The following is a 20,219-nucleotide window of genomic DNA, read 5'->3' as shown; positions in this document are numbered from 1 at the left end:
CAGTGACTACTTCCGGCAATACAAGAAGGCGGGGTTGGTAGCGTGCATCAGCCCTTGGGTTCGTTCACTAGCTTTCTGCGCTCGGCCTTGGTGATTCTGTTGTGTCTATTGGGCGTATTCCCTCTGGATGTGATCCTGCCATCATTCCCGGCGCTCGCAGACGAGTTTCACGTCGAGCCAAAGCAGATAGCCTACTCGGTGAGCTTCTTTGCGTTTGGTGTCGCCTTGGCGCAAATCGTGATCGGGCCATTGTCGGATGGCATGGGGCGCAAGCGGTTGTTGCTCGCTGGGTTGGGAGTGTCCATTGCAGGGGCAGTGGGTTGTGTACTTTCAACCCGCTATGAGACGTTCATGGCGTTCCGTTTGCTGCAGGCCCTGGGTTGCGGGAGTTTCGTGCTGGGCCAGGCGCTCGTGCAGGATCTGTACAGCGGTAGACAACGCAATGCCATGCGTATCCTGCTGACCAGCGCAAGTGGGCTGTTCATTTCGTTGTCACCGGTCGCAGGCGCTTTTCTCCAACAATCCTTTGGCTGGAAGGGCAGTTTTACGGTATTCGCTTTCATAGCCGTGATCGTTTCATGCCTGTCATATGCATTGCTGCAGGACACGCCTGCATCGCGAAGCCGTACGTCGGGCATGCACAGCTATTGGATCATGCTGCGTGATACGACCTATCTTGCGCACTCCCTGTTGTCCAGCCTCGCGTTTGCCTGCCATTTTTCCTTCATCGTTGTCGCGCCATTGGCGTTGATGGACAGCCTGGGGCTGACGCCATATCAATTCTCGGTGGTATTTATCGCCTATGGGCTTGCGTATATCGCTGGCGGAGTAGCCGCGACCTATTTGAACAACCGCGTAAGCCCGCAGGTTCAGATCAAGACGGGATTCCTGCTCATAGCTGCCGGGGGCATCACACTGTTGATCTGGGAGCAGGTTGCAGGGTTGACGGTGGCGAGTCTTATGCTGCCGATGATCATCTGCACGACGGGGACAACGCTGGTGCGTCCTGCTGCGACGACCCAAGCCTTGGCGCGTTACCCGCAGCAAGCCGGTGCGGCAGCGTCGCTCAATACGACATTGTTGTTCGCAGGTGGTGGTTTGGCCGGCAGTCTTGTTGCTAGCGTCGAAAGCGAGCTGCCGATGAGCCTGGGGCTTCTGTTCCTGGGTGTCAGTTTGTGCGGATGGCTACTGCTTGCATGCCTGACGGAAACGCTGACCAGCACTCGAACTTGATAACGACCGAGCCATCCGCGGTGAAAACGATAACGGTGTAGCGCAGGTGTTGATCAGGCCCAGAAACCAAACAGCACCAACGCCGCCACGCCAAGCCCGACCGCAACCGAACAGCCGCCCAACGACAGTGCCGCCCGACCTTGCCGGTACCAACCATCCTGGCCCAATTGCCGTGCCGGTGCCAACAGGCTGCGCCAGTGCATTTCCGTGTCATGAAACGCCTGCAAGTTCGCCATGTCCGCATCCAGCCAACGGCGAAAATCGATCCGCTCGCACGCCGTCACCTGTGGGCTCTGCAAGCGCACATACCATTGCCCGGCAACACTCGCCAGCACATCCCGGCGCGAACGACCAGCCTGCAGTGCCTGGGCCATGTGCCGCTCGATGCTCGCCAATGGCAGGTCGAGGCGGGCGGCGATGCTGGAGAAGTCCAGTTGGTCGAGGCGGTTGAGCAGGAATACTTGTTGGACACGCCGTGGCAGGCGTTTCAGTGCGTGCAGCAGGGCGTCGTCGGCATGATGTTCGGCAGCAGGGGTTGGGTACTCAAGGGGCAGCAGCAGACGGGTCATGGACAGCTCCTTGCTCTGTGGAGGGGGAGGGATGGGGGCATCTTCCGTGATGCGTGATCAGCGTAGGTTAAACGATATTGATTCTCAAGTGCTGATTCCGCAAAGTTTTGTAATGAGCATTCACGCCCTGAAACACCTTTGCTATCATGCGCGCCATCACGATCTTCATTAGCCTGAAGAGCCAAAAAAAAAAGACCCAGCAAAAAGCTGGGTCAAAAACCGTGATTAGCCTGATGAGGAGATAATCTGGGAGCGACCTAAGCTCCAGGTTATCCAGCAGATCTCGCGATCAGCTGAGTGCAATAATAATCGTTATCATTTGCCAGTCAAATGAATTTTCGCTAATCCGGTAAAAAAGTTTTACCGGTGCGCTTCCTTGTCACGGCAATCGGGGCCTTCGCCGTTACCCGGCCATCACGTTCTCTCCCTTCTTTCTTGCTTACAAACCCGATTCCACGGTGCGTTTGTGCTCGAGCAGTGCGCGCGCCATGTCCATCATGTGCATCAGGGCAAAGGTCAGTTCGCGCTGGCTGCCGTGCTGGTGGGTGGCGGTTTCCTGCGCGGTGGCGGCGGCGCAGCGCAGCAGGGCGATAGCGTGTTCCTGGGCCTGGTCGCCGGTTACACCTTCGTGCAGGGTCCAGATCCTGTTGTCCAGGGTGGGACGCGGCGGGTTGGGGTTGAGGTAGTAGTCGAGGGCGCGGCGGGCGGCTTCGCTGTCGAGATCTGTTTCGTCGTTTTTCGGTGGTTTCATCGCGATACCTTCTGATTTCCCTTCAAACACACAGGAATCAGAGGATAGGTCAGTCTGTACTATCTATCTAAAAATAAATAATTCAGATTGTGTATTGCTGCGGTTAATACAGTCCGTATTGTTGCCGCTCATGGAAAACTGGAACGCATTTCTCAAGCGCTACAAGCGCGAACACAATCTCAGCCAGCTCAAGCTGGCCGAGCGCCTGGGCATGACTCAGGGGGGCGTGGGGCATTGGCTGCGTGGCACGCGGCGGCCGACGCTGGAAACCATCAACGAAAAGCTCGAAAAGCTTGGGCTGGTGTTTCTGGAAGCCCAAGTCATGGTGGTGGAGCGCGATATCGTGCGCGAATCGCCTGGTCACTATGCGGCCGAGCAGCCGGTTTCGGCACAAGCTCTGCTTTACGCGAGCTTTCGCTTCCCGGTGCTGAGTTGGGCTGACTTGCAGGGGCCCTTGCCAGAAACAAGCAAGGCCCACGAACAGACTGACTACATGCCCGCCGGCAATGCGTTCTGGCTGGTGGTGGAAAACGACTCGATGAATGCCGCCAGTGGCAGGAGCATACCTGAGGGTATGCGTGTGCTGGTGGATACTGGCCTGCCGGCAGAGCCAGGCCGGTTGGTGATTGCGCGGCAGCCCGGGCGGCCGGCAGTGTTGCGGCAGTTGGTCGAGGAGGGCGGAGACAGGATGCTCAAACCGCTGAATACCCGCTATCCGACAGTTCTGTGTGAAGAGGGCTGCGAATTTCTGGGTGTGGTCGTGCGGGGGCACGGGGTCTTCTAGCTTGCCGGGGCTGCTGTGTAGCCCTGTCGCGACACAAGGCCGCCCCTACAGCGGCCGCAGCGAGATCGAGATGCGCGCCTTTGCAGGAGGCTGATGGCAGCGATGAATATGGATAGATGGATTGCCCTGGTCCGTGACCGGATGGAGGAGCTAGGGCTCACTCAAGAGCAGCTTGCCGAGCGCGTTGGCGTGTCTCAAGGCAGCGTGGGGCATTGGGTGAACAAGCGGCGGCAGCCGAAGATCGAGTCGATGAATCGCACCCTCATCGAAATTGGCATGCCGCACTATATCGTCAGCTTGCAGCTGCGCATTCAGGGGCAGGTTGACGGGAAGCGGAGCATTTACGAGGTCGATGACTCCGATGATGACCTGGACCTCATGCAATACATCGTGTGCTTCCGCTACCCGGTGCTGGGCTGGGATGAGTTAGGTATCGCAGAGGGGGCGGAGCCAGGTGTGTTCGAGCAGACGGACTACCTGGCCCAAGGCAAGGCGTTCTGGCTGACTGTCGAGAATGATGCGATGAGTGCCGCCAGTGGCCGCAGTGTGCCGCAGGGCATGCGGATGTTGGTGGATCCTGGGGTAGATGCCGAGCCAGGGCGTCTGGTTATCGCTCGTCAGCCGGGCAAACCGGCGATCTTCCGAGAGTTGGCGGAGGAAGGTGGGCAACGGTACCTGAAGGCACTCAACAGCAACTACCCGGCGCTGTTGTGTGAGGAAGGCTGCGAGTTTCTGGGTGTGGTCGTGCGAGTGCATGGCTCCTTCTAGATTGCAGCGACACAAGGCCGCTCCTACAGGTAACGCACAATCCTGTAGGAGCAGCCTTGTGCTGCGAAGACGCCATTACTGACACACAACCTCTTCAGTCATGCCGACCCTTTCGCAGCACAAGGCTGCTCCTACAGGGCTGCGGCACGGCTGTCAGCGATGGTTACATTATTCCGCCAGTTCGACCAGCACCGTCCCTTCGCTGACCATATCCCCTTCCTGGCAGAACAACGCCTTCACTGTGCCGCCATGCGGCGCGCGAATGCTGTGCTCCATCTTCATGGCCTCCAGCACTACCAGCGCCGTACCTGCTTCCACCACCTGCCCAGGCTCCACCAGCACCCGCACGATGCTGCCGTTCATGGGCGCGCCCAGGCCGCCCTGGTGGCTGTGGCTGGCCTCGGCCTCGGCAATCGGGTCGAAGGCTTCGATGGCATGCATCTCGCCATCCCACTGCAAGTACAACGTGCCACCGCGGCGGATCGCCAGATGCTGGCGTCGCACACCCGCCTGGTCATGCACCAACTGCTCGCCCACCAGTTGCCAGGTAGACGCAGCGCTGCGCTCCAGGGCAACTGCCTGGTCCTGCCCGCCACTGACCAGGTGCAGGCTGCTGCGCGCCGGCAGGCCCAGGCGCAGGCCGTTGCGCTCGGCCCACGGCGAACTGCGGTCGTCCTCCCGCTGGTGTGCGGCCTGGCCCTGCAACCAGGCCTCGGCCGCGGCTTCCCAGAAGCCTGCCGGCAGCGCTTGCGGCGCGGGCAGCAAAACCTCCTGGTGACGCGGAATGAAGCCAGTATCCAACTCCGCTGCAGCAAACGCCGGGTGGGCGAGAATGCGCCGCAGGAAGGCGATGTTGGTCTTCAACCCGCCAATGGCAAATTCGTCGAGCATGGCCAGCAAACGCAAGCGCGCCTGCTCGCGGTCTTCGCCCCAGGCGATCAGCTTGCCCAGCATCGGGTCGTAGAACGGCGACACCACGTCACCCTCGCTGACCCCGCTGTCCACCCGTCGCCCTTCGCCGGCTGTCGACTCGCGGTACAGCGCCAGCTTGCCGGTCGCGGGCAGGAATTCGTTGGTCGGGTCCTCGGCATACAGGCGCACTTCGATGGCATGGCCGATCAGCGGCACCTGTTCCTGGGTGATCGGCAGGGCCTCGCCGCAGGCCACGCGAATCTGCCAGGCCACCAGGTCGAGCCCGGTAATGGCCTCGGTGACCGGGTGCTCCACCTGCAGGCGGGTGTTCATCTCCATGAAGAAGAATTCGCCACGGGCATCGAGCAAAAACTCCACGGTGCCGGCGCCCACGTAGCCGATGGCCTGGGCCGCGCGTACCGCCGCCTCACCCATGGCACGGCGCAATTCGGCTGACAGGCCTGGCGCTGGGGCTTCTTCCACCACCTTCTGGTGACGGCGCTGTATCGAGCAGTCACGCTCGTTGAGGTACAGGCAGTTGCCGTGCTGGTCGGCGAATACCTGGATTTCCACATGGCGCGGCTTGAGCACGTATTTTTCCACCAGCATGCGCGCATCGCCGAACGACGACTGCGCCTCACGCTGGGCCGAGGCCAGGGCGTCGGCCAGCTGGCTTTCTTCCTCGACCACTTTCATGCCCTTGCCACCGCCGCCGGCGCTGGCCTTGAGCAGCACCGGGTAGCCGATGCGTTCGGCTGCGGCGCGGAAGGTGTCCAGGTCCTGGGCTTCGCCATGGTAGCCCGGCACCAGTGGCACGCCAGCGGCTTCCATCAGTGCCTTGGCCGCCGACTTGCTGCCCATGGCATCGATGGCGCTGGCCGGTGGGCCGAGGAAGATCAGCCCGGCCTCTTCGATGGCACGGGCGAAGCCTGCGTTCTCGGACAGGAAGCCATAGCCCGGGTGGATGGCCTGGGCGCCGCTGGCCTTGGCTGCGGCCAGCAGCTTGTCGACCAGCAGGTAGCTTTCGGCAGCCTTGGTGCCGCCGAGGTCGACGCGGATATCGGCTTCGCGGCTGTGCCGGGCATCACGGTCGGTGGCACTGTGCACGGCCACGGTGGTCAGGCCCATGGCCTTGGCGGTGCGCATCACCCGGCAGGCGATTTCGCCGCGGTTGGCGACCAGCAGGGTGGTCAAAGCGGGGCGGCTCATGGGCGCGGCTCCTTCTTGTCGTCGGTTTGCCAGGCGGGGCGGCGTTTTTCCAGGAAGGCGCGCAGGCCCTCCTGGCCTTCGGCGCTGACTCGGATGCGGGCGATGGTGTTTTCGCAGTAGCGGCGCAAGGCCGGGCTGAGTTCACCGTCGTCCACTTCACGCAGCAGGTCCTTGGTGGCGCGCAGCGCTTGCGGGCTGTTCTGCAGCAGGTTGCTCACCCAGGCTTCGACCTGGGCGTCCAGTTCGCTGGCCGGGTAGACCTCGGCCAGCAGGCCCAGCTCGCGGGCCCGCACGCCGCTGAAACGCTCGGCGGTAAGGGCATAGCGGCGCGCGGCACGCTCGCCGATGGCCTTGACCACGAACGGGCTGATCACTGCCGGGGCCAGGCCGATGCGCACTTCCGACAGGCACAGCTGAGCGTCTTCGGCACCGATGGCCATGTCGCAGCAACTGATCAGGCCCAGCGCGCCGCCAAAGGCCGCGCCTTGCACCACGGCCAGGGTCGGCGCCTTGAGGCGGTGCAGGGCATACATCAGCTCGCCCAGCTCGCGGGCATCATCCAGGTTGGTGTTGAAGTCCAGCTGCGCCGACTGCTGCATCCAGGCCAGATCGGCGCCGGCGCTGAAGTGCCGGCCGCGGCCGCGCAGCAGCACGAAGCGCAGGCTGGCGTCCTCGGCCAACTGGTCGAGGGCGACGATCAGCTCGCGGATCATCAAGGCGTTGAAGGCGTTGTTCTTGTCCTCGCGGCTCAGCCACAGGGTGGCGAAGCCGCGCGGGTCGCGGATCACTTCGAGGGTGCTGAAATCGCTCATGGGTCACATCCGGAAAATGCCGAAGCGGCTCTGTTCGATCGGTGCGTTCAGCGCGGCGGACAACGCCAGGCCGAGCACGTCGCGGGTCTGTGCCGGGTCGATGACACCGTCGTCCCACAGGCGGGCGCTGGAGTAGTAGGGGTGGCCCTGGTGCTCGTACTGGTCAAGGATCGGCTGTTTGAGCCGGGCTTCGTCTTCGGCGCTGAACGGGTGGCCACTGCGCTCGCTCTGTTCGCGCTTGACCTGGGCCAGCACGCCGGCGGCCTGTTCGGCCCCCATCACGCCGATCCGCGCATTGGGCCACATCCACAGGAAGCGCGGGTCGTAGGCACGGCCGCACATGCCGTAGTTGCCGGCGCCAAAGCTGCCGCCAATGATCACCGTGAACTTCGGCACCTGGGCGCAGGCCACGGCAGTGACCAGCTTGGCGCCGTGCTTGGCGATGCCGCCTTCTTCGTACTTCTTGCCGACCATGAAGCCGGTGATGTTCTGCAGGAACAGCAGCGGGATGCCGCGCTGGCAGGCCAGTTCGATGAAGTGCGCGCCTTTTTGCGCCGCTTCGGCGAACAGGATGCCGTTGTTGGCGAGGATCGCCACCGGGTAGCCGTGCAGGTGGGCGAAGCCGCACACCAGGGTGGTACCGAACAGCGCCTTGAACTCGTCGAACACCGAGCCGTCGACCAGACGCGCGATAACCTCGCGCACGTCGAACGGTTGCTTGGCATCGGCCGGCACCACGCCATACAGCTCATCGGCGGCGTACAGCGGTGCCACCGGGGCCAGGCGCTGCAGCTTGCCCAGCTTGTGCCAGTTGAGGTTGGCCACGCTGCGTCGGGCCAGGGCCAGGGCATGTTCGTCGTTGTCGGCATAGTGGTCGGCCACGCCGCTGGTGCGGCAGTGCACATCGGCACCGCCAAGGTCTTCGGCGCTAACCACCTCGCCGGTGGCCGCCTTCACCAGTGGCGGGCCGGCGAGGAAGATGGTCGCCTGCTGGCGCACCATGATCGCTTCGTCGGCCATCGCGGGCACGTAGGCACCGCCGGCAGTGCACGAGCCCATCACCACGGCAATCTGCGGAATGCCCAGCGCGCTCATGTTGGCCTGGTTGAAGAAGATCCGCCCGAAGTGCTCGCGGTCGGGAAACACTTCGTCCTGGCGTGGCAGGTTGGCGCCGCCGGAGTCCACCAGGTAGATGCACGGCAGGCGGTTCTGCAGGGCGATGGTCTGCGCACGCAGGTGCTTCTTCACCGTCAGCGGGTAGTAGGAACCGCCTTTGACCGTGGCGTCGTTGGCCACGATCATGCATTCCACGCCTTCGACGCGGCCGATGCCGGCGATCACGCCCGCAGCGGGCACGTCTTCGCCATACACCTCATGGGCAGCCAGTTGGCCGATTTCGAGGAACGGCGAGCCCGGGTCCAGCAGGCGGTCGATACGCTCGCGTGGCAACAGCTTGCCACGCGAAGTGTGCCGCTCCTGAGCCTTGGGCCCACCGCCCTGGGCCACCTGGGCGAGCAGGCCGCGCAGGGCCTGGACCTGTTCGAGCATGGCCGCGCTGTTGCTGGCGAACTCTGCCGAACGCGGGTTGATCTGGGTGTGCAAGGTAGCCATGTGCGCCCGTCCCTTGTGCTCAGCGGGTTTCGTTGAACAGTTCGCGGCCAATCAGCATCCGGCGGATTTCGCTGGTGCCGGCACCGATCTCGTACAGCTTGGCGTCGCGCAGCAGGCGGCCTGCCGGGAATTCGTTGATATAGCCGTTGCCGCCGAGAATCTGGATCGCCTCCAGGGCCATTTGCGTGGCGCGCTCGGCGGTGTACAGGATCACCCCGGCGGCGTCCTTGCGGGTGGTTTCGCCACGGTCGCAGGCCTGGGCCACGGCATACAGGTAGGCGCGGCTGGCGTTGAGCTGGGTGTACATGTCGGCGATCTTGCCCTGGATCAGCTGAAACTCGCCGATGCTCTGGCCGAACTGCTTGCGGTCGTGAATGTAGGGCACTACCAGGTCCATGCAGCTCTGCATGATGCCGGTCGGGCCGCCGGACAGCACCACGCGCTCGTAGTCCAGGCCGCTCATCAGCACGCGCACGCCACCGTTTAGCTGGCCGAGGATGTTTTCTTCCGGCACTTCGACGCCGTCGAAGAACAGCTCGCAGGTGTTGGAGCCACGCATGCCCAGCTTGTCGAACTTGTTGCTGCGGCTGAAGCCTTTCCAGTCACGCTCGACGATGAACGCGGTGATGCCGTGCGCGCCCTTGTCCAGGTCGGTCTTGGCGTAGATCACGTAGGTGTTGGCGTCCGGGCCGTTGGTGATCCAGGTCTTGCTGCCGTTGAGCACGTAGTGGTCGCCGCGCTTTTCTGCGCGCAGCTTCATCGATACCACGTCGGAACCGGCGTTGGGCTCGCTCATGGCCAGGGCGCCGATGTGCTCGCCGCTGATCAGCTTGGGCAGGTACTTGAGCTTCTGCTCGTGGCTGCCGTTGCGGTTGATCTGGTTGACGCAGAGGTTGGAGTGGGCACCGTAGGACAGGGCCACCGAGGCCGAGCCACGGCTGATTTCTTCCATCGAAACCACGTGGGCCAAGTAGCCCAGGCCGGCACCGCCGTATTCTTCCGGCACGGTGATGCCCAGCAGGCCCATGTCGCCGAACTTGCGCCACATGTCGGCAGGGAACAGGTTGTCGTGGTCGATTTGCGCGGCGCGTGGGGCCAGTTCGGCGGCGACGAAGGTGCGCACCTGGTCGCGGAGCATGTCGATGGTTTCGCCCAGGGCGAAGTTCAGGGTGGGGTAATGCATGCTGGGGCACCTTCTTGTTCTTGAAATTGGGTAACACCGTAGCTCAAGGGCTATCCACCGGCCCTGTGGGAGCGGGTTTACCCGCGAATGCGTCAGCAGGGCCACCGTCATTGCCTGGATGATCGCATTCGCGGGTAAACCCGCTCCCACAAGGTCGGTGGTGGGCCGACAAACCCGATGTCGTTTTCACCTTTACGTTAACGTAAACCTGCATGCGCTCACTGTCAATCGACTCATCACCTTTACGTAAACGTAAATCTGCGCCAGAGTATTCCCGCTTGCTTCAGTCGTGCCCAGAACAACCACAAGAAGGGACACCCATGAGTCAACCAAGCTATACCCGCGGTCGTCAGGACCAAGCCTTGCTGACCCAGACCATCGGCCAGGCCTTCGACGCCACCGTGGCCCGTTGTGCCGACGGCGAGGCCCTGGTGTCGCGCCATCAGGGCCTGCGCTACAGCTGGCGGCAGTTGGCCGAGCAGGTCGAGGTGCATGCTCGTGCCCTGATGGCCCTGGGCGTGAACACCGGCGATCGGGTCGGCATCTGGTCGCCCAACTGCGCCCAGTGGTGCATCCTGCAGCTGGCCAGCGCCAAGGTCGGTGCGATTCTGGTCAACATCAACCCGGCCTACCGCGTGGGCGAGCTGGAATACGTGCTGCGCCAGTCCGGTTGCCGCTGGCTGGTGTGTGCCGATGCCTTCAAGACGTCCGACTACCACGCCATGGTCCAGGAACTGGTGCCGGAGCTGGCCAGCGCCGCCCCCGGTGAAATGGCCAGTGAACGCCTGCCCGACCTGCGCGGTGTGGTCAGCCTGGCCGCCAACCCGCCGGCAGGCTTCCTGCCTTGGCAAGCGCTGGCCGAGCGGGCAGGGCAGACCTCGACCGAGGCCTATGCGGCGCGCCAGCAAAGCCTGCAGTTCGACCAGCCGGTGAACATCCAGTACACCTCCGGCACCACCGGCGCACCGAAGGGCGCCACGCTCAGCCACTACAACATCCTCAACAACGGCTTCATGGTCGGCGAAAGCCTGGGCCTGACCGCACGCGACCGCATGGTGATCCCGGTACCGCTGTACCACTGCTTCGGCATGGTCATGGCCAACCTCGGCTGCATCACCCATGGCAGCACCATGATCTACCCCAACGACGCCTTCGACGCCGAGCTCACCCTGCGCGCCGTGGCCGAAGAGCGCGCCAGCATCCTCTATGGCGTGCCGACCATGTTCATCGCCATGCTCGACCACCCCGCGCGCGGGCAAATGGACCTGTCGACCCTGCGCAGCGGCATCATGGCCGGCGCCACCTGCCCGATCGAGGTGATGCGCCGGGTCATCGACCAGATGCACATGGCTGAAGTGCAGATCGCCTACGGCATGACCGAGACCAGCCCGGTGTCGCTGCAGACCGGCCCGGACGACGACCTGGAGCTGCGCGTGACCACCGTCGGCCGCACCCAGCCGCAGCTGGAGAACAAGCTGGTGGACGCCGACGGCTGCATCGTCCCGCGCGGCGAGATCGGCGAGCTGTGCACCCGCGGCTACAGCGTGATGCTCGGCTACTGGGACAACCCCCAGGCCACGGCAGATGCCATCGACCCGGCCGGCTGGATGCATTCTGGCGACCTGGCGGTGATGGACGAGCACGGCTACGTGCGCATTGTGGGGCGCAACAAGGACATGATCATTCGCGGCGGCGAGAACATCTACCCGCGTGAACTGGAAGAGTTCTTCTACACCCACCCGGCGGTGGCCGATGCGCAGGTGATCGGCATCCCGTGCAACCGGTATGGCGAGGAGATCGTCGCCTGGATCAAGCTGCACCCGGGGCACAGTGCCACGGTCGAAGAGTTACAGGGCTGGTGCAAGGCGCGCATTGCACACTTCAAGGTGCCGCGGCATATCCGCTTTGTCGACGAGTATCCGATGACGGTGACCGGCAAGGTGCAGAAGTTCCGCATGCGGGAGATCAGTGTGGCGGAGATATCGGCTTTAACTGCTGGTTGATGTATTGATGCTGCCGGCCCTTTCGCGGGTAAACCCGCTCCTGCAGGTACAGCGCCGCGTTCGAAATCGGCGCGGTCCCTGTGGGAGATTGCCCAGTCCTTTGGGCTGCGCTTTCGCGCAGAGAACCAATATCGCTCGTCTGATGCGTCCTTTGTAGGAGCAGCCTTGTGCTGCGAAGAGGCCGGTACAGCCAACAGACAGGCTTTGTCAGCCCCGGCCTCTTCGCAGCACAAGGCTGCTCCTACAGGACCTCGCCGAACCAATGAGTCATGTGTTGTTCTATGAGAGCGGGTTCACCCGCGAAAGGGCCGGTCCTGCCTGCGTAGATCCTGGTCTACCCTTAAGCCTTCACCGGTGGTTCCTGGCTCGGCGGGTCGCCCACTGTCGGCGGCACGGTCGGTTTGATCGGCAGCTCGTCCGGCTCTTCCTCCGGCACGGGCGGCGGCAGGCTCGGGTCGTCGATGTTGGGATCGGGAGTCTCCGGTGGAATGGGAATGTTCATGGCCTGACCTCGCTTGGGTAAATGAAGAGGTGCTGCAGGCTTCGACCCCTCGCAGCTGCCGTTCGCTCAATTTTTTTGAACCCCACGCCTGTGCCCGGCTCTGAACCCTTACCGCCACCAGCCTGAGGGAGCAAGGTCCGATGTCACGAAACGAGCCCTTCGAAAGCGTGCCCATGGCCAACGATCACCCGGACCAGGCCATCAGCCTGTCCCAGGCGCTGCTGGCGCCGCGCATCGTGATCGAAGACACCCAACCCGTGCTCGAGGCCGGCACCTTCGCCGCCAAGGCCATCAGTGGCCAGCCGGTGGCGGTCAGCAGCAAGGTCTACAGCGACGGCCACGACCGCCTGGCCGTGATGCTCAACTGGCGCCAGGCCCACAGCCGGCGCTGGCATTGCGTACCCATGCAATCGCCGGGCAACGACCTGTGGCTGGCCGAGTTCACCCCCACCGAACTGGGCCCGCACCTGTTCAGCATCGAGGCCTGGATCGACCCGTTCGCTACCTACTGCCACGACCTGGAGAAGAAGTACCACGCCGGTGTCGAGGTCCGGTTGGAGCTGGAGGAAGGCCGATTGATGCTGGGCAAGGGCATCGAGCTGTGCAACGGTGCCCTGCGCGAGGAGCTCCAGGCGTTGCAGCAGCGCCTGCCCACGCTGAATGCCGACGACCAGGTGGCACTGTTTCTCGACCCCGCTACCGCCCGCCTGATGAGCGACGCCGAGCACCGCAGCTACCTGGCCCGCAGCCGCGAATTCCCCGTCGATGTCGACCGCCCGGCCGCGCAGTTCGCCAGCTGGTACGAGCTGTTCCCGCGTTCGGTCACCGACAGCCCCGAGCGCCACGGCACGTTCAACGATGTGCACGAGCGCCTGCCGATGATCCGCGACATGGGCTTCGACGTACTGTATTTTCCGCCGATCCATCCCATCGGCATGCAGCACCGCAAGGGCCGCAACAACGCCCTCACCGCGGAGCCCGGCGACCCGGGCAGCCCGTATGCCATCGGCAGCGCAGAAGGTGGTCACGAGGCGATTCACCCACAACTGGGCAGCCGCGACGACTTCCGTCGCCTGGTGGCCGCAGCGGCCGAGCATGGCCTGGAAATCGCCCTCGACTTCGCGATCCAGTGCTCCCAGGACCACCCCTGGCTCAAGGAGCACCCCGGCTGGTTCAGCTGGCGACCGGATGGCACTATCCGCTATGCCGAGAACCCGCCGAAGAAATACCAGGACATCGTCAACGTCGATTTCTACGCGCCCGAGGCCGTGCCCTCGCTGTGGCTGGCTTTGCGTGATGTAGTGGTCGGCTGGGTCGAGGAGGGTGTGAAGACCTTCCGCGTCGACAACCCGCACACCAAACCACTGCCATTCTGGCAATGGCTGATCGCCAATGTGCGCAGCCGGCACCCGGAGGTCATCTTCCTCGCCGAAGCCTTCACCAAACCGGCGATGATGGCCCGCCTGGGCAAGGTCGGGTACGCGCAGAGCTATACCTACTTCACCTGGCGCAATCACAAACAGGAACTGCGCGAATACTTCGAGCAGCTCAACCAGCCGCCATGGAGCCAGTGCTACCGGCCCAACTTCTTCGTCAACACGCCCGACATCAACCCGTACTTCCTGCATAGCTCCGGCCGTGCCGGCTTCCTCATACGCGCTGCACTGGCCACCATGGGGTCGGGGCTGTGGGGCATGTATTCGGGCTTCGAACTGTGCGAAGGCACACCGCTGCCGGGCAAGGAGGAGTACCTGGATTCGGAGAAGTACGAAATCCGCCCACGCGATTTCAGCCAACCCGGCAACATCATTGCCGAGATCGCCCAGCTCAACCGCATCCGCCGGCAGAACCGCGCCTTGCAGACCCACCTGGGCGTGGCGTTCTTCAACTGCTGGAACGACAACATCCTGTACTTCGCCAAGCGCACGCCCGAGCGCGACAACTACATCCTGGTGGCAATCAGCCTCGACCCGCACAACGCCCAGGAGGCGCATTTCGAGCTGCCGCTTTGGGAGCTGGGGCTGGATGACAACGCCGAAACCCATGGTGAGGACTTGATGAACGGACATCGCTGGTCGTGGTACGGCAAGACCCAATGGATGCGCATCGAACCCTGGCATCTGCCTTTCGGTATCTGGCGCATCGAAAAGGCCCGTTAGCGACGGGATACGCCATCCCCTGTGGGAGCGGGTTTACCCGCGAAGCAGGCGCCGCGGAGCATGGCACCGGCTTCGCCAGTGTTCGCGGGTAAACCCGCTCCCACAGGGATCGTGTCAAGTCAGTTGCTTGTGCATCAGGGCCAGAGCAACCAGAAATTGAAAGGAGTCGCACATGGCCAAGCGTTCCCGCCCGGCAGCCTTCATCGACGACCCGCTGTGGTACAAGGACGCCGTCATCTACCAGCTGCACATCAAGTCGTTCTTCGATTCGAACAACGACGGCATCGGCGATTTCGCCGGCCTGATCAGCAAGCTCGACTACATCGCCGAGCTGGGCGTCAACACCCTGTGGCTGCTACCGTTCTATCCCTCGCCACGCCGCGACGACGGCTACGACATCGCCGAATACAAGGCCGTTCACCCCGACTACGGCAACCTGGCCGATGCCCGCCGCTTCATCGCCGAGGCGCACAAACGCGGCCTGCGGGTAATCACCGAGCTAGTCATCAACCACACCAGCGACCAGCACCCCTGGTTCCAGCGCGCCCGCCATGCCAAGCGCGGCAGCAAGGCACGGGACTTCTACGTGTGGTCGGATGATGACCAGAAGTACGACGGCACGCGCATCATCTTCCTCGACACCGAGAAGTCCAACTGGACCTGGGACCCGGTCGCCGGCCAGTACTTCTGGCACCGCTTCTACTCGCACCAGCCCGACCTCAACTTCGACAACCCGCAAGTGCTCAAGGCTGTGATCGGGGTGATGCGCTTCTGGCTGGACCTGGGTGTCGATGGCCTGCGCCTGGACGCCATCCCTTACCTGATCGAGCGCGACGGCACCAACAACGAGAACCTTGCCGAAACCCACGACGTGCTCAAGGCGATCCGCGCCGAAATCGACGCCAACTACCCCGACCGCATGCTGCTGGCCGAGGCCAACCAATGGCCCGAGGACACCCGCCCGTACTTTGGCGAAGGCGAGGGCGACGAATGCCACATGGCCTTCCACTTCCCGTTGATGCCGCGCATGTACATGGCCCTGGCCATGGAAGACCGTTTCCCGATCACCGACATCCTGCGCCAGACTCCGGAAATCCCCGCCAACTGCCAATGGGCGATTTTCCTGCGCAACCACGATGAGCTGACCCTGGAAATGGTTACCGACCGCGAGCGCGACTACTTGTGGAACTACTACGCCGAAGACCGCCGCGCCCGCATCAACCTGGGCATCCGCCGCCGCCTCGCGCCGCTGCTGCAGCGCGACCGCCGGCGCATCGAACTGCTCACCAGCCTGCTGCTGTCGATGCCCGGCACGCCCACCCTGTATTACGGCGACGAACTGGGCATGGGCGACAACATCTACCTGGGCGACCGCGACGGCGTGCGCACGCCCATGCAATGGTCGCCGGACCGCAACGGCGGTTTCTCCCGTGCAGACCCGCAGCGCCTGGTACTGCCGCCGATCATGGACCCGCTGTATGGTTACCAGACCGTCAACGTCGAAGCCCAGGCCAACGACCCGCATTCGCTGCTGAACTGGACCCGGCGCATGCTGGCGGTGCGCAAGCAGCAGAAGGCCTTCGGCCGCGGCAGCCTGCGCACCCTCACGCCGAACAACCGGCGCATCCTCGCCTACTTGCGCGAGTACACCGACGCCGATGGCAACACTGAAGTCATCCTGTGCGTGGCCAACGTTTCCCGCGCCGCCCAGGCAGCTGAACTGGAATTGTCACAATACGCCGACAAAGTACCGGTGGAGATGCTCGGCGGCAGTGCCTTCCCGCCAATCGGGCAACTGCCGTTCCTGCTGACATTGCCACCCTACGCCTTCTACTGGTTCCTGCTGGCCAGCCACGACCGCATGCCCAGCTGGCACATCCAGGCCACCGAGGGGTTACCCGAATTGACCACACTGGTATTGCGAAAGCGCATGGAAGAACTGCTGGAGGCCCCCTCCAGCGATACCCTGCAAAGCGCCATCCTGCCGCAGTACCTGCCCAAGCGGCGCTGGTTCGCCGGCAAGGAAGAGCCGATCGACCAGGTGCGCCTGTGCTACGGCGTGCGTTTCGGCACCGCCACCACACCGGTGCTGCTCGGTGAAATCGAAGTGCTCAGCGAGGGTGTGGCTACCCGCTACCAGCTGCCGTTCGGCCTGCTGCCCGAAGAGCAGATCAGTACCGCGTTGCCGCAGCAGCTGGCCCTGGCGCGGGTGCGCCGTGCCCATCAGGTTGGCCTGATCACCGATGCCTTCGTCCTCGAGCCATTCATCCGCGCGGTGCTGCGTGCCTGTGAGGGCGGCATGCATCTGCCTTGTGGCAACGGCGAGGGCGAGCTGCGTTTCGAAAGCACGCAGCAGTTGGCGAGCCTGGCGTTGAACGACGAAAGCAGCGTGCGCTACCTCAGCGCCGAGCAGTCCAACAGCTCGGTGGTGATTGGCGACCAGGTGGTGCTCAAGCTGATTCGCCGGGTCAACCCGGGCGTGCACCCCGAGCTGGAAATGAGTGCCTACCTGACCGCCGCAGGCTTTGCCAACATTTCGCCGCTGCTGGCCTGGGTCAGCCGGGTGGACGAGCAGGGCGCGCCACACCTGCTGATGATCGCCCAGGGCTACCTGAGCAACCAGGGTGACGCCTGGGCCTGGACTCAGAACACACTGGAACGGGCCATCCGCGACCAGATGGAGCCCTCCAGCCTCGACGCCGATGCGCACACCGATGCACTGGCCGAACTCACCGGCTTTGCCGCCTTGCTCGGCCAGCGCCTGGGCGAGATGCACCTGCTGCTGGCCGCACCGACCAATGACGAAGCCTTCCAGCCGCGCCCAAGCGATGCCGACGACAGCGAACGCTGGAGTGCGCAGATCAGCGCCGAACTCACCCATGCCCTCGACCTGCTGGCCCAGCACCGCGACAGCCTAGACAGCGAAAGCCAGGCGCTGGTCGACGATTTGCAGCAACAGCGCGACGGCCTGGCCCAGCACATCGCCAACCTGACCCGCCAGGCCCAGGGCGGCCTGCTGATGCGCGTGCACGGCGACCTGCACCTGGGCCAGGTGCTGGTGGTGCAGGGCGACGCCTACATCATCGATTTCGAAGGTGAACCGGCCCGGCCGCTGCAAGAGCGTCGGGCAAAACACAGCCCGTACAAAGATGTCAGCGGCGTGCTGCGATCCTTCGACTATGCTGCTGCCATGATCTTGCGCAGCGCGTCTGCGGTCGACCTTTCCGACCCGGCGCGCCAAGCCCGGCAACGGGTTGCCAGGCAGTACCTGCACCAGTCGCGGCATGCCTTTGTCGAAGCCTATGGCCTGGCCACCGCGGCCATGCCTCACGCCTGGCAACAGGCCGAGGGCGAGCGTGCTGCACTGGAGCTGTTCTGCCTGGAAAAAGCCGCCTACGAAATCACATACGAAGCCGAGAACCGTCCGAGCTGGCTGGCCGTGCCTTTGCATGGCCTGCATGGACTGATCAGTACCTGGGGAGAGTCATAGATGAATGCAACCACGCGTGAAAACGGCGGCCTTCGGCAACGGGACCTCGACGCCCTGGCCCGCGCCGAGCACGCCGATCCATTTGCGGTACTCGGCCCCCATGGCGACGGCGCCGGCGGGCAGGTGGTCCGCGCCTTCCTGCCCAACGCCCTGAATGTGCGCATCCTGGCCCGGCATGACGGGCGCATCCTCGCCGAAATGGAGCAGGGCAGCCTGCCAGGGTTGTTCACCGCGCACCTCGATGAGGCACACCCGTACCTGCTGCAGATCGGTTGGGCCGGTGGCGAGCAGATTACCGAAGACCCCTACAGCTTCGGCCCGCAACTGGGCGACATGGACCTGTACCTGTTCGCCGAAGGCAACCACCGCGACCTGTCCGGGCGCTTCGGCGCCCAACCCATACAGGTCGATGGCGTCGATGGCGTGTGTTTCTCGGTGTGGGCACCGAACGCCCGGCGGGTGTCGGTGGTGGGTGACTTCAACAACTGGGATGGCCGCCGCCACCCCATGCGCCTGCGCCACAGCGCCGGGGTGTGGGAGCTGTTCGTGCCGCGCCTGGGCGTGGGCGAAACCTACAAGTTCGAGGTGCTGGGCAAGGACGGCATACTGCCCCTGAAGGCCGACCCGCTGGCGCGCGCCACCGAACTGCCGCCGAGCACCGCATCCAAGGTGGCAGGGGCGCTCAGCCACGACTGGCAAGACCACGACTGGATGGCGCAACGCGCGCAACGCCATGCCTACAGCGCGCCGCTGTCGATCTACGAACTGCACCCGGGGTCGTGGCGCTGCGAGCTGGATGAGGCGGGCGAGGTCGGGCGCTATTACAACTGGCGCGAGCTGGCCGAGCGCCTGGTGCCGTACGTTCAGGAACTGGGCTTCACCCACATCGAACTGCTGCCGATCATGGAGCACCCCTTCGGCGGCTCCTGGGGCTACCAGCCGCTGTCGCTGTTCGCCCCCACCTCGCGCTACGGCAGCGCCGAGGACTTCGCCGCGTTCATCGACGCCTGCCACCAAGGGGGCATTGGTGTACTGCTGGACTGGGTACCGGCGCATTTCCCCACCGACGAACACGGCCTGGCGCGTTTCGACGGCACCGCCCTGTACGAATACGACAACCCCCTGGAGGGCTACCACCAGGACTGGAACACGCTGATCTACAACCTTGGCCGCAACGAAGTGCGCGGCTTCATGATGGCCTCGGCGCTGCACTGGCTGAAGCACTTCCACATCGATGGCCTGCGTGTCGATGCAGTGGCCTCGATGCTGTACCGCGACTACTCGCGCAAGGCCGGCGAATGGGTGCCCAACCGCCACGGCGGGCGCGAGAACCTGGAGGCCATCGACTTCATCCGCCACCTCAACGGCGTGGCGGCCCACGAGGCCCCGGGCGCGCTGATCATCGCCGAGGAGTCCACCGCCTGGCCCGGCGTCAGCCAGCCGACCCAGCAGGGTGGCCTGGGCTTTGCCTACAAGTGGAACATGGGCTGGATGCACGACACCTTGCATTACATTCAGAACGACCCGGTGCACCGCACTTATCATCACAACGAGATGAGCTTCGGGCTGATCTATGCCTATTCCGAGCACTTCATCCTGCCCATCTCCCACGACGAGGTGGTGCACGGCAAGCATTCGCTGATCGACAAGATGCCCGGCGACCGCTGGCAGAAGTTCGCCAACCTGCGTGCCTACCTCACCTTCATGTGGGCGCATCCGGGCAAGAAGCTGCTGTTCATGGGCTGCGAGTTCGGCCAGTGGCGTGAGTGGGACCACGATAGCGAGCTGGACTGGTACCTGCTGCAGTACCCTGAGCACCAGGGTGTACAGCGCCTGGTAGGCGACCTCAACCGCCTGTACCGCGAGGTGCCGGCGTTGCATGAGCAGGATTGCCAGCCGCAGGGGTTCCAGTGGCTGATTGGTGACGATGCGCAGAATAGCGTTTACGCCTGGTTGCGCTGGAGCAGCAGTGGCGAGCCGGTGCTGGTGGTGGCCAACTTCACCCCGGTGCCGCGCGAGGGGTATCGCATTGGCGTGCCGTTCGGCGAACGCTGGCAGGAGCTGTTGAACAGTGATGCGGAGCTGTATGCCGGGTCCAATGTCGGCAACCTGGGGGTCGTGCAAAGTGACGAGATAGCCAGCCATGGGCAGCCGCAGTCGCTGGCCCTGAACCTGCCGCCGCTGGGTGTTCTGATAATGAAACCAGCCTGATGTTTTGCCAGTACTGGCCTCT

The 20,219-nt window shown here is 63.8% G+C and carries 14 protein-coding genes; 7 read left to right on the top strand and 7 right to left on the bottom strand.

Features of this window, described 5'->3' with window-relative positions; all coding sequences use genetic code 11:
* The first annotated feature begins 42 nt into the window (after positions 1-42).
* Positions 43-1,233, top strand: a complete 1,191-nt coding sequence (locus E5221_RS18405) for a Bcr/CflA family efflux MFS transporter (RefSeq protein WP_247846205.1) — start codon at positions 43-45, stop codon at positions 1,231-1,233.
* Between the two features lie 53 nt (positions 1,234-1,286).
* Here the strand turns inward: E5221_RS18405 and E5221_RS18400 are convergent, their stop codons facing one another.
* Positions 1,287-1,802, bottom strand: coding sequence for a DUF4880 domain-containing protein (locus E5221_RS18400; protein WP_247846204.1), 516 nt, complete (start codon positions 1,800-1,802; stop codon positions 1,287-1,289).
* Positions 1,803-2,241: 439 nt separating this feature from the next.
* A complete protein-coding gene (locus tag E5221_RS18395; RefSeq protein WP_025339827.1) occupies positions 2,242-2,553 on the bottom strand; it encodes a hypothetical protein in 312 nt (103 codons plus the stop codon).
* Positions 2,554-2,683: 130 nt separating this feature from the next.
* Here E5221_RS18395 and E5221_RS18390 point away from each other — a divergent pair, with 130 nt between their 5' ends.
* Together E5221_RS18390 and E5221_RS18385 are read left to right on the top strand one after the other, a co-directional pair.
* A complete protein-coding gene (locus tag E5221_RS18390; RefSeq protein ID WP_061551126.1) occupies positions 2,684-3,337 on the top strand; it encodes an XRE family transcriptional regulator in 654 nt (217 codons plus the stop codon).
* Between the two features lie 93 nt (positions 3,338-3,430).
* On the top strand, positions 3,431-4,105 hold the full coding sequence (locus tag E5221_RS18385) for a LexA family transcriptional regulator (RefSeq protein WP_182328442.1): 675 nt from the start codon (positions 3,431-3,433) through the stop codon (positions 4,103-4,105).
* 168 nt (positions 4,106-4,273) lie between these two features.
* On the opposite strand, the gene E5221_RS18380 is transcribed toward E5221_RS18385, so the two are convergent.
* Genes E5221_RS18380 through E5221_RS18365 form a run of 4 tightly spaced genes read right to left on the bottom strand, consistent with a single transcriptional unit; the run spans position 4,274 to position 9,832 of the window.
* Positions 4,274-6,226 carry an acetyl/propionyl/methylcrotonyl-CoA carboxylase subunit alpha gene (locus tag E5221_RS18380; RefSeq protein ID WP_247846203.1) on the bottom strand — a complete coding sequence of 651 codons (1,953 nt, stop codon included), beginning with the start codon at positions 6,224-6,226 and terminating at the stop codon, positions 4,274-4,276.
* Positions 6,223-7,038, bottom strand: a complete 816-nt coding sequence (locus tag E5221_RS18375; RefSeq protein ID WP_039613144.1) for a gamma-carboxygeranoyl-CoA hydratase — start codon at positions 7,036-7,038, stop codon at positions 6,223-6,225. The genes E5221_RS18380 and E5221_RS18375 overlap by 4 nt, the downstream gene beginning before the upstream one ends.
* Positions 7,039-7,041: 3 nt before the next feature.
* Entirely contained in the window at positions 7,042-8,649 is a 1,608-nt protein-coding gene (locus tag E5221_RS18370) for a carboxyl transferase domain-containing protein (RefSeq protein WP_046615628.1), read from the bottom strand.
* A 19-nt stretch (positions 8,650-8,668) separates the two neighbouring features.
* Complete coding sequence (locus tag E5221_RS18365) at positions 8,669-9,832, bottom strand: isovaleryl-CoA dehydrogenase (RefSeq protein WP_025339821.1); 1,164 nt, start codon at positions 9,830-9,832, stop codon at positions 8,669-8,671.
* A gap of 320 nt (positions 9,833-10,152) precedes the next feature.
* On the opposite strand from E5221_RS18365, the gene E5221_RS18360 reads away from it, so the two are divergent.
* Complete coding sequence (locus tag E5221_RS18360; RefSeq protein WP_247846202.1) at positions 10,153-11,835, top strand: AMP-binding protein; 1,683 nt, start codon at positions 10,153-10,155, stop codon at positions 11,833-11,835.
* 340 nt (positions 11,836-12,175) lie between these two features.
* On the opposite strand, the gene E5221_RS18355 is transcribed toward E5221_RS18360, so the two are convergent.
* The gene (locus E5221_RS18355; RefSeq protein ID WP_015271006.1) at positions 12,176-12,337 is read right to left on the bottom strand and encodes a hypothetical protein; all 162 of its coding nucleotides are present in this window, start codon (positions 12,335-12,337) and stop codon (positions 12,176-12,178) included.
* 140 nt (positions 12,338-12,477) lie between these two features.
* On the opposite strand from E5221_RS18355, the gene E5221_RS18350 reads away from it, so the two are divergent.
* The 3 genes from E5221_RS18350 to glgB all read left to right on the top strand — a co-directional run bounded on the left by E5221_RS18350 (position 12,478) and on the right by glgB (position 20,197).
* Positions 12,478-14,496, top strand: a complete 2,019-nt coding sequence (locus tag E5221_RS18350) for an alpha-1,4-glucan--maltose-1-phosphate maltosyltransferase (protein WP_061551130.1) — start codon at positions 12,478-12,480, stop codon at positions 14,494-14,496.
* Between the two features lie 172 nt (positions 14,497-14,668).
* Complete coding sequence (treS, locus tag E5221_RS18345; RefSeq protein WP_247846201.1) at positions 14,669-17,986, top strand: maltose alpha-D-glucosyltransferase; 3,318 nt, start codon at positions 14,669-14,671, stop codon at positions 17,984-17,986.
* A complete protein-coding gene (glgB, locus tag E5221_RS18340; RefSeq protein ID WP_061551132.1) occupies positions 17,987-20,197 on the top strand; it encodes a 1,4-alpha-glucan branching protein GlgB in 2,211 nt (736 codons plus the stop codon).
* Positions 20,198-20,219: the final 22 nt, after the last annotated feature.

The organism is Pseudomonas sp. A2, from assembly GCF_023100865.1.
Lineage (GTDB): Bacteria > Pseudomonadota > Gammaproteobacteria > Pseudomonadales > Pseudomonadaceae > Aquipseudomonas > Aquipseudomonas asiatica.
The sequence above is the reverse complement of the archived record's forward strand: the minus strand, read 5'-3'. Positions and strand labels throughout refer to the sequence as shown.

Excerpts from the sequence above, each read along its gene's own strand:
- E5221_RS18370 (WP_046615628.1), bottom strand. The coding sequence starts at position 8,649 with ATGGCTACCTTGCACACCCAGATCAACCCGCGTTCGGCAGAGTTCGCC.
- E5221_RS18360 (WP_247846202.1), top strand. The coding sequence starts at position 10,153 with ATGAGTCAACCAAGCTATACCCGCGGTCGTCAGGACCAAGCCTTGCTG.
- E5221_RS18355 (WP_015271006.1), bottom strand. The coding sequence starts at position 12,337 with ATGAACATTCCCATTCCACCGGAGACTCCCGATCCCAACATCGACGAC.
- E5221_RS18390 (WP_061551126.1), top strand. The coding sequence starts at position 2,684 with ATGGAAAACTGGAACGCATTTCTCAAGCGCTACAAGCGCGAACACAAT.
- E5221_RS18385 (WP_182328442.1), top strand. The coding sequence starts at position 3,431 with ATGGCAGCGATGAATATGGATAGATGGATTGCCCTGGTCCGTGACCGG.
- E5221_RS18400 (WP_247846204.1), bottom strand. The coding sequence starts at position 1,802 with ATGACCCGTCTGCTGCTGCCCCTTGAGTACCCAACCCCTGCTGCCGAA.
- treS (WP_247846201.1), top strand. The coding sequence starts at position 14,669 with ATGGCCAAGCGTTCCCGCCCGGCAGCCTTCATCGACGACCCGCTGTGG.
- glgB (WP_061551132.1), top strand. The coding sequence starts at position 17,987 with ATGAATGCAACCACGCGTGAAAACGGCGGCCTTCGGCAACGGGACCTC.
- E5221_RS18395 (WP_025339827.1), bottom strand. The coding sequence starts at position 2,553 with ATGAAACCACCGAAAAACGACGAAACAGATCTCGACAGCGAAGCCGCC.
- E5221_RS18375 (WP_039613144.1), bottom strand. The coding sequence starts at position 7,038 with ATGAGCGATTTCAGCACCCTCGAAGTGATCCGCGACCCGCGCGGCTTC.
- E5221_RS18350 (WP_061551130.1), top strand. The coding sequence starts at position 12,478 with ATGTCACGAAACGAGCCCTTCGAAAGCGTGCCCATGGCCAACGATCAC.
- E5221_RS18365 (WP_025339821.1), bottom strand. The coding sequence starts at position 9,832 with ATGCATTACCCCACCCTGAACTTCGCCCTGGGCGAAACCATCGACATG.
- E5221_RS18380 (WP_247846203.1), bottom strand. The coding sequence starts at position 6,226 with ATGAGCCGCCCCGCTTTGACCACCCTGCTGGTCGCCAACCGCGGCGAA.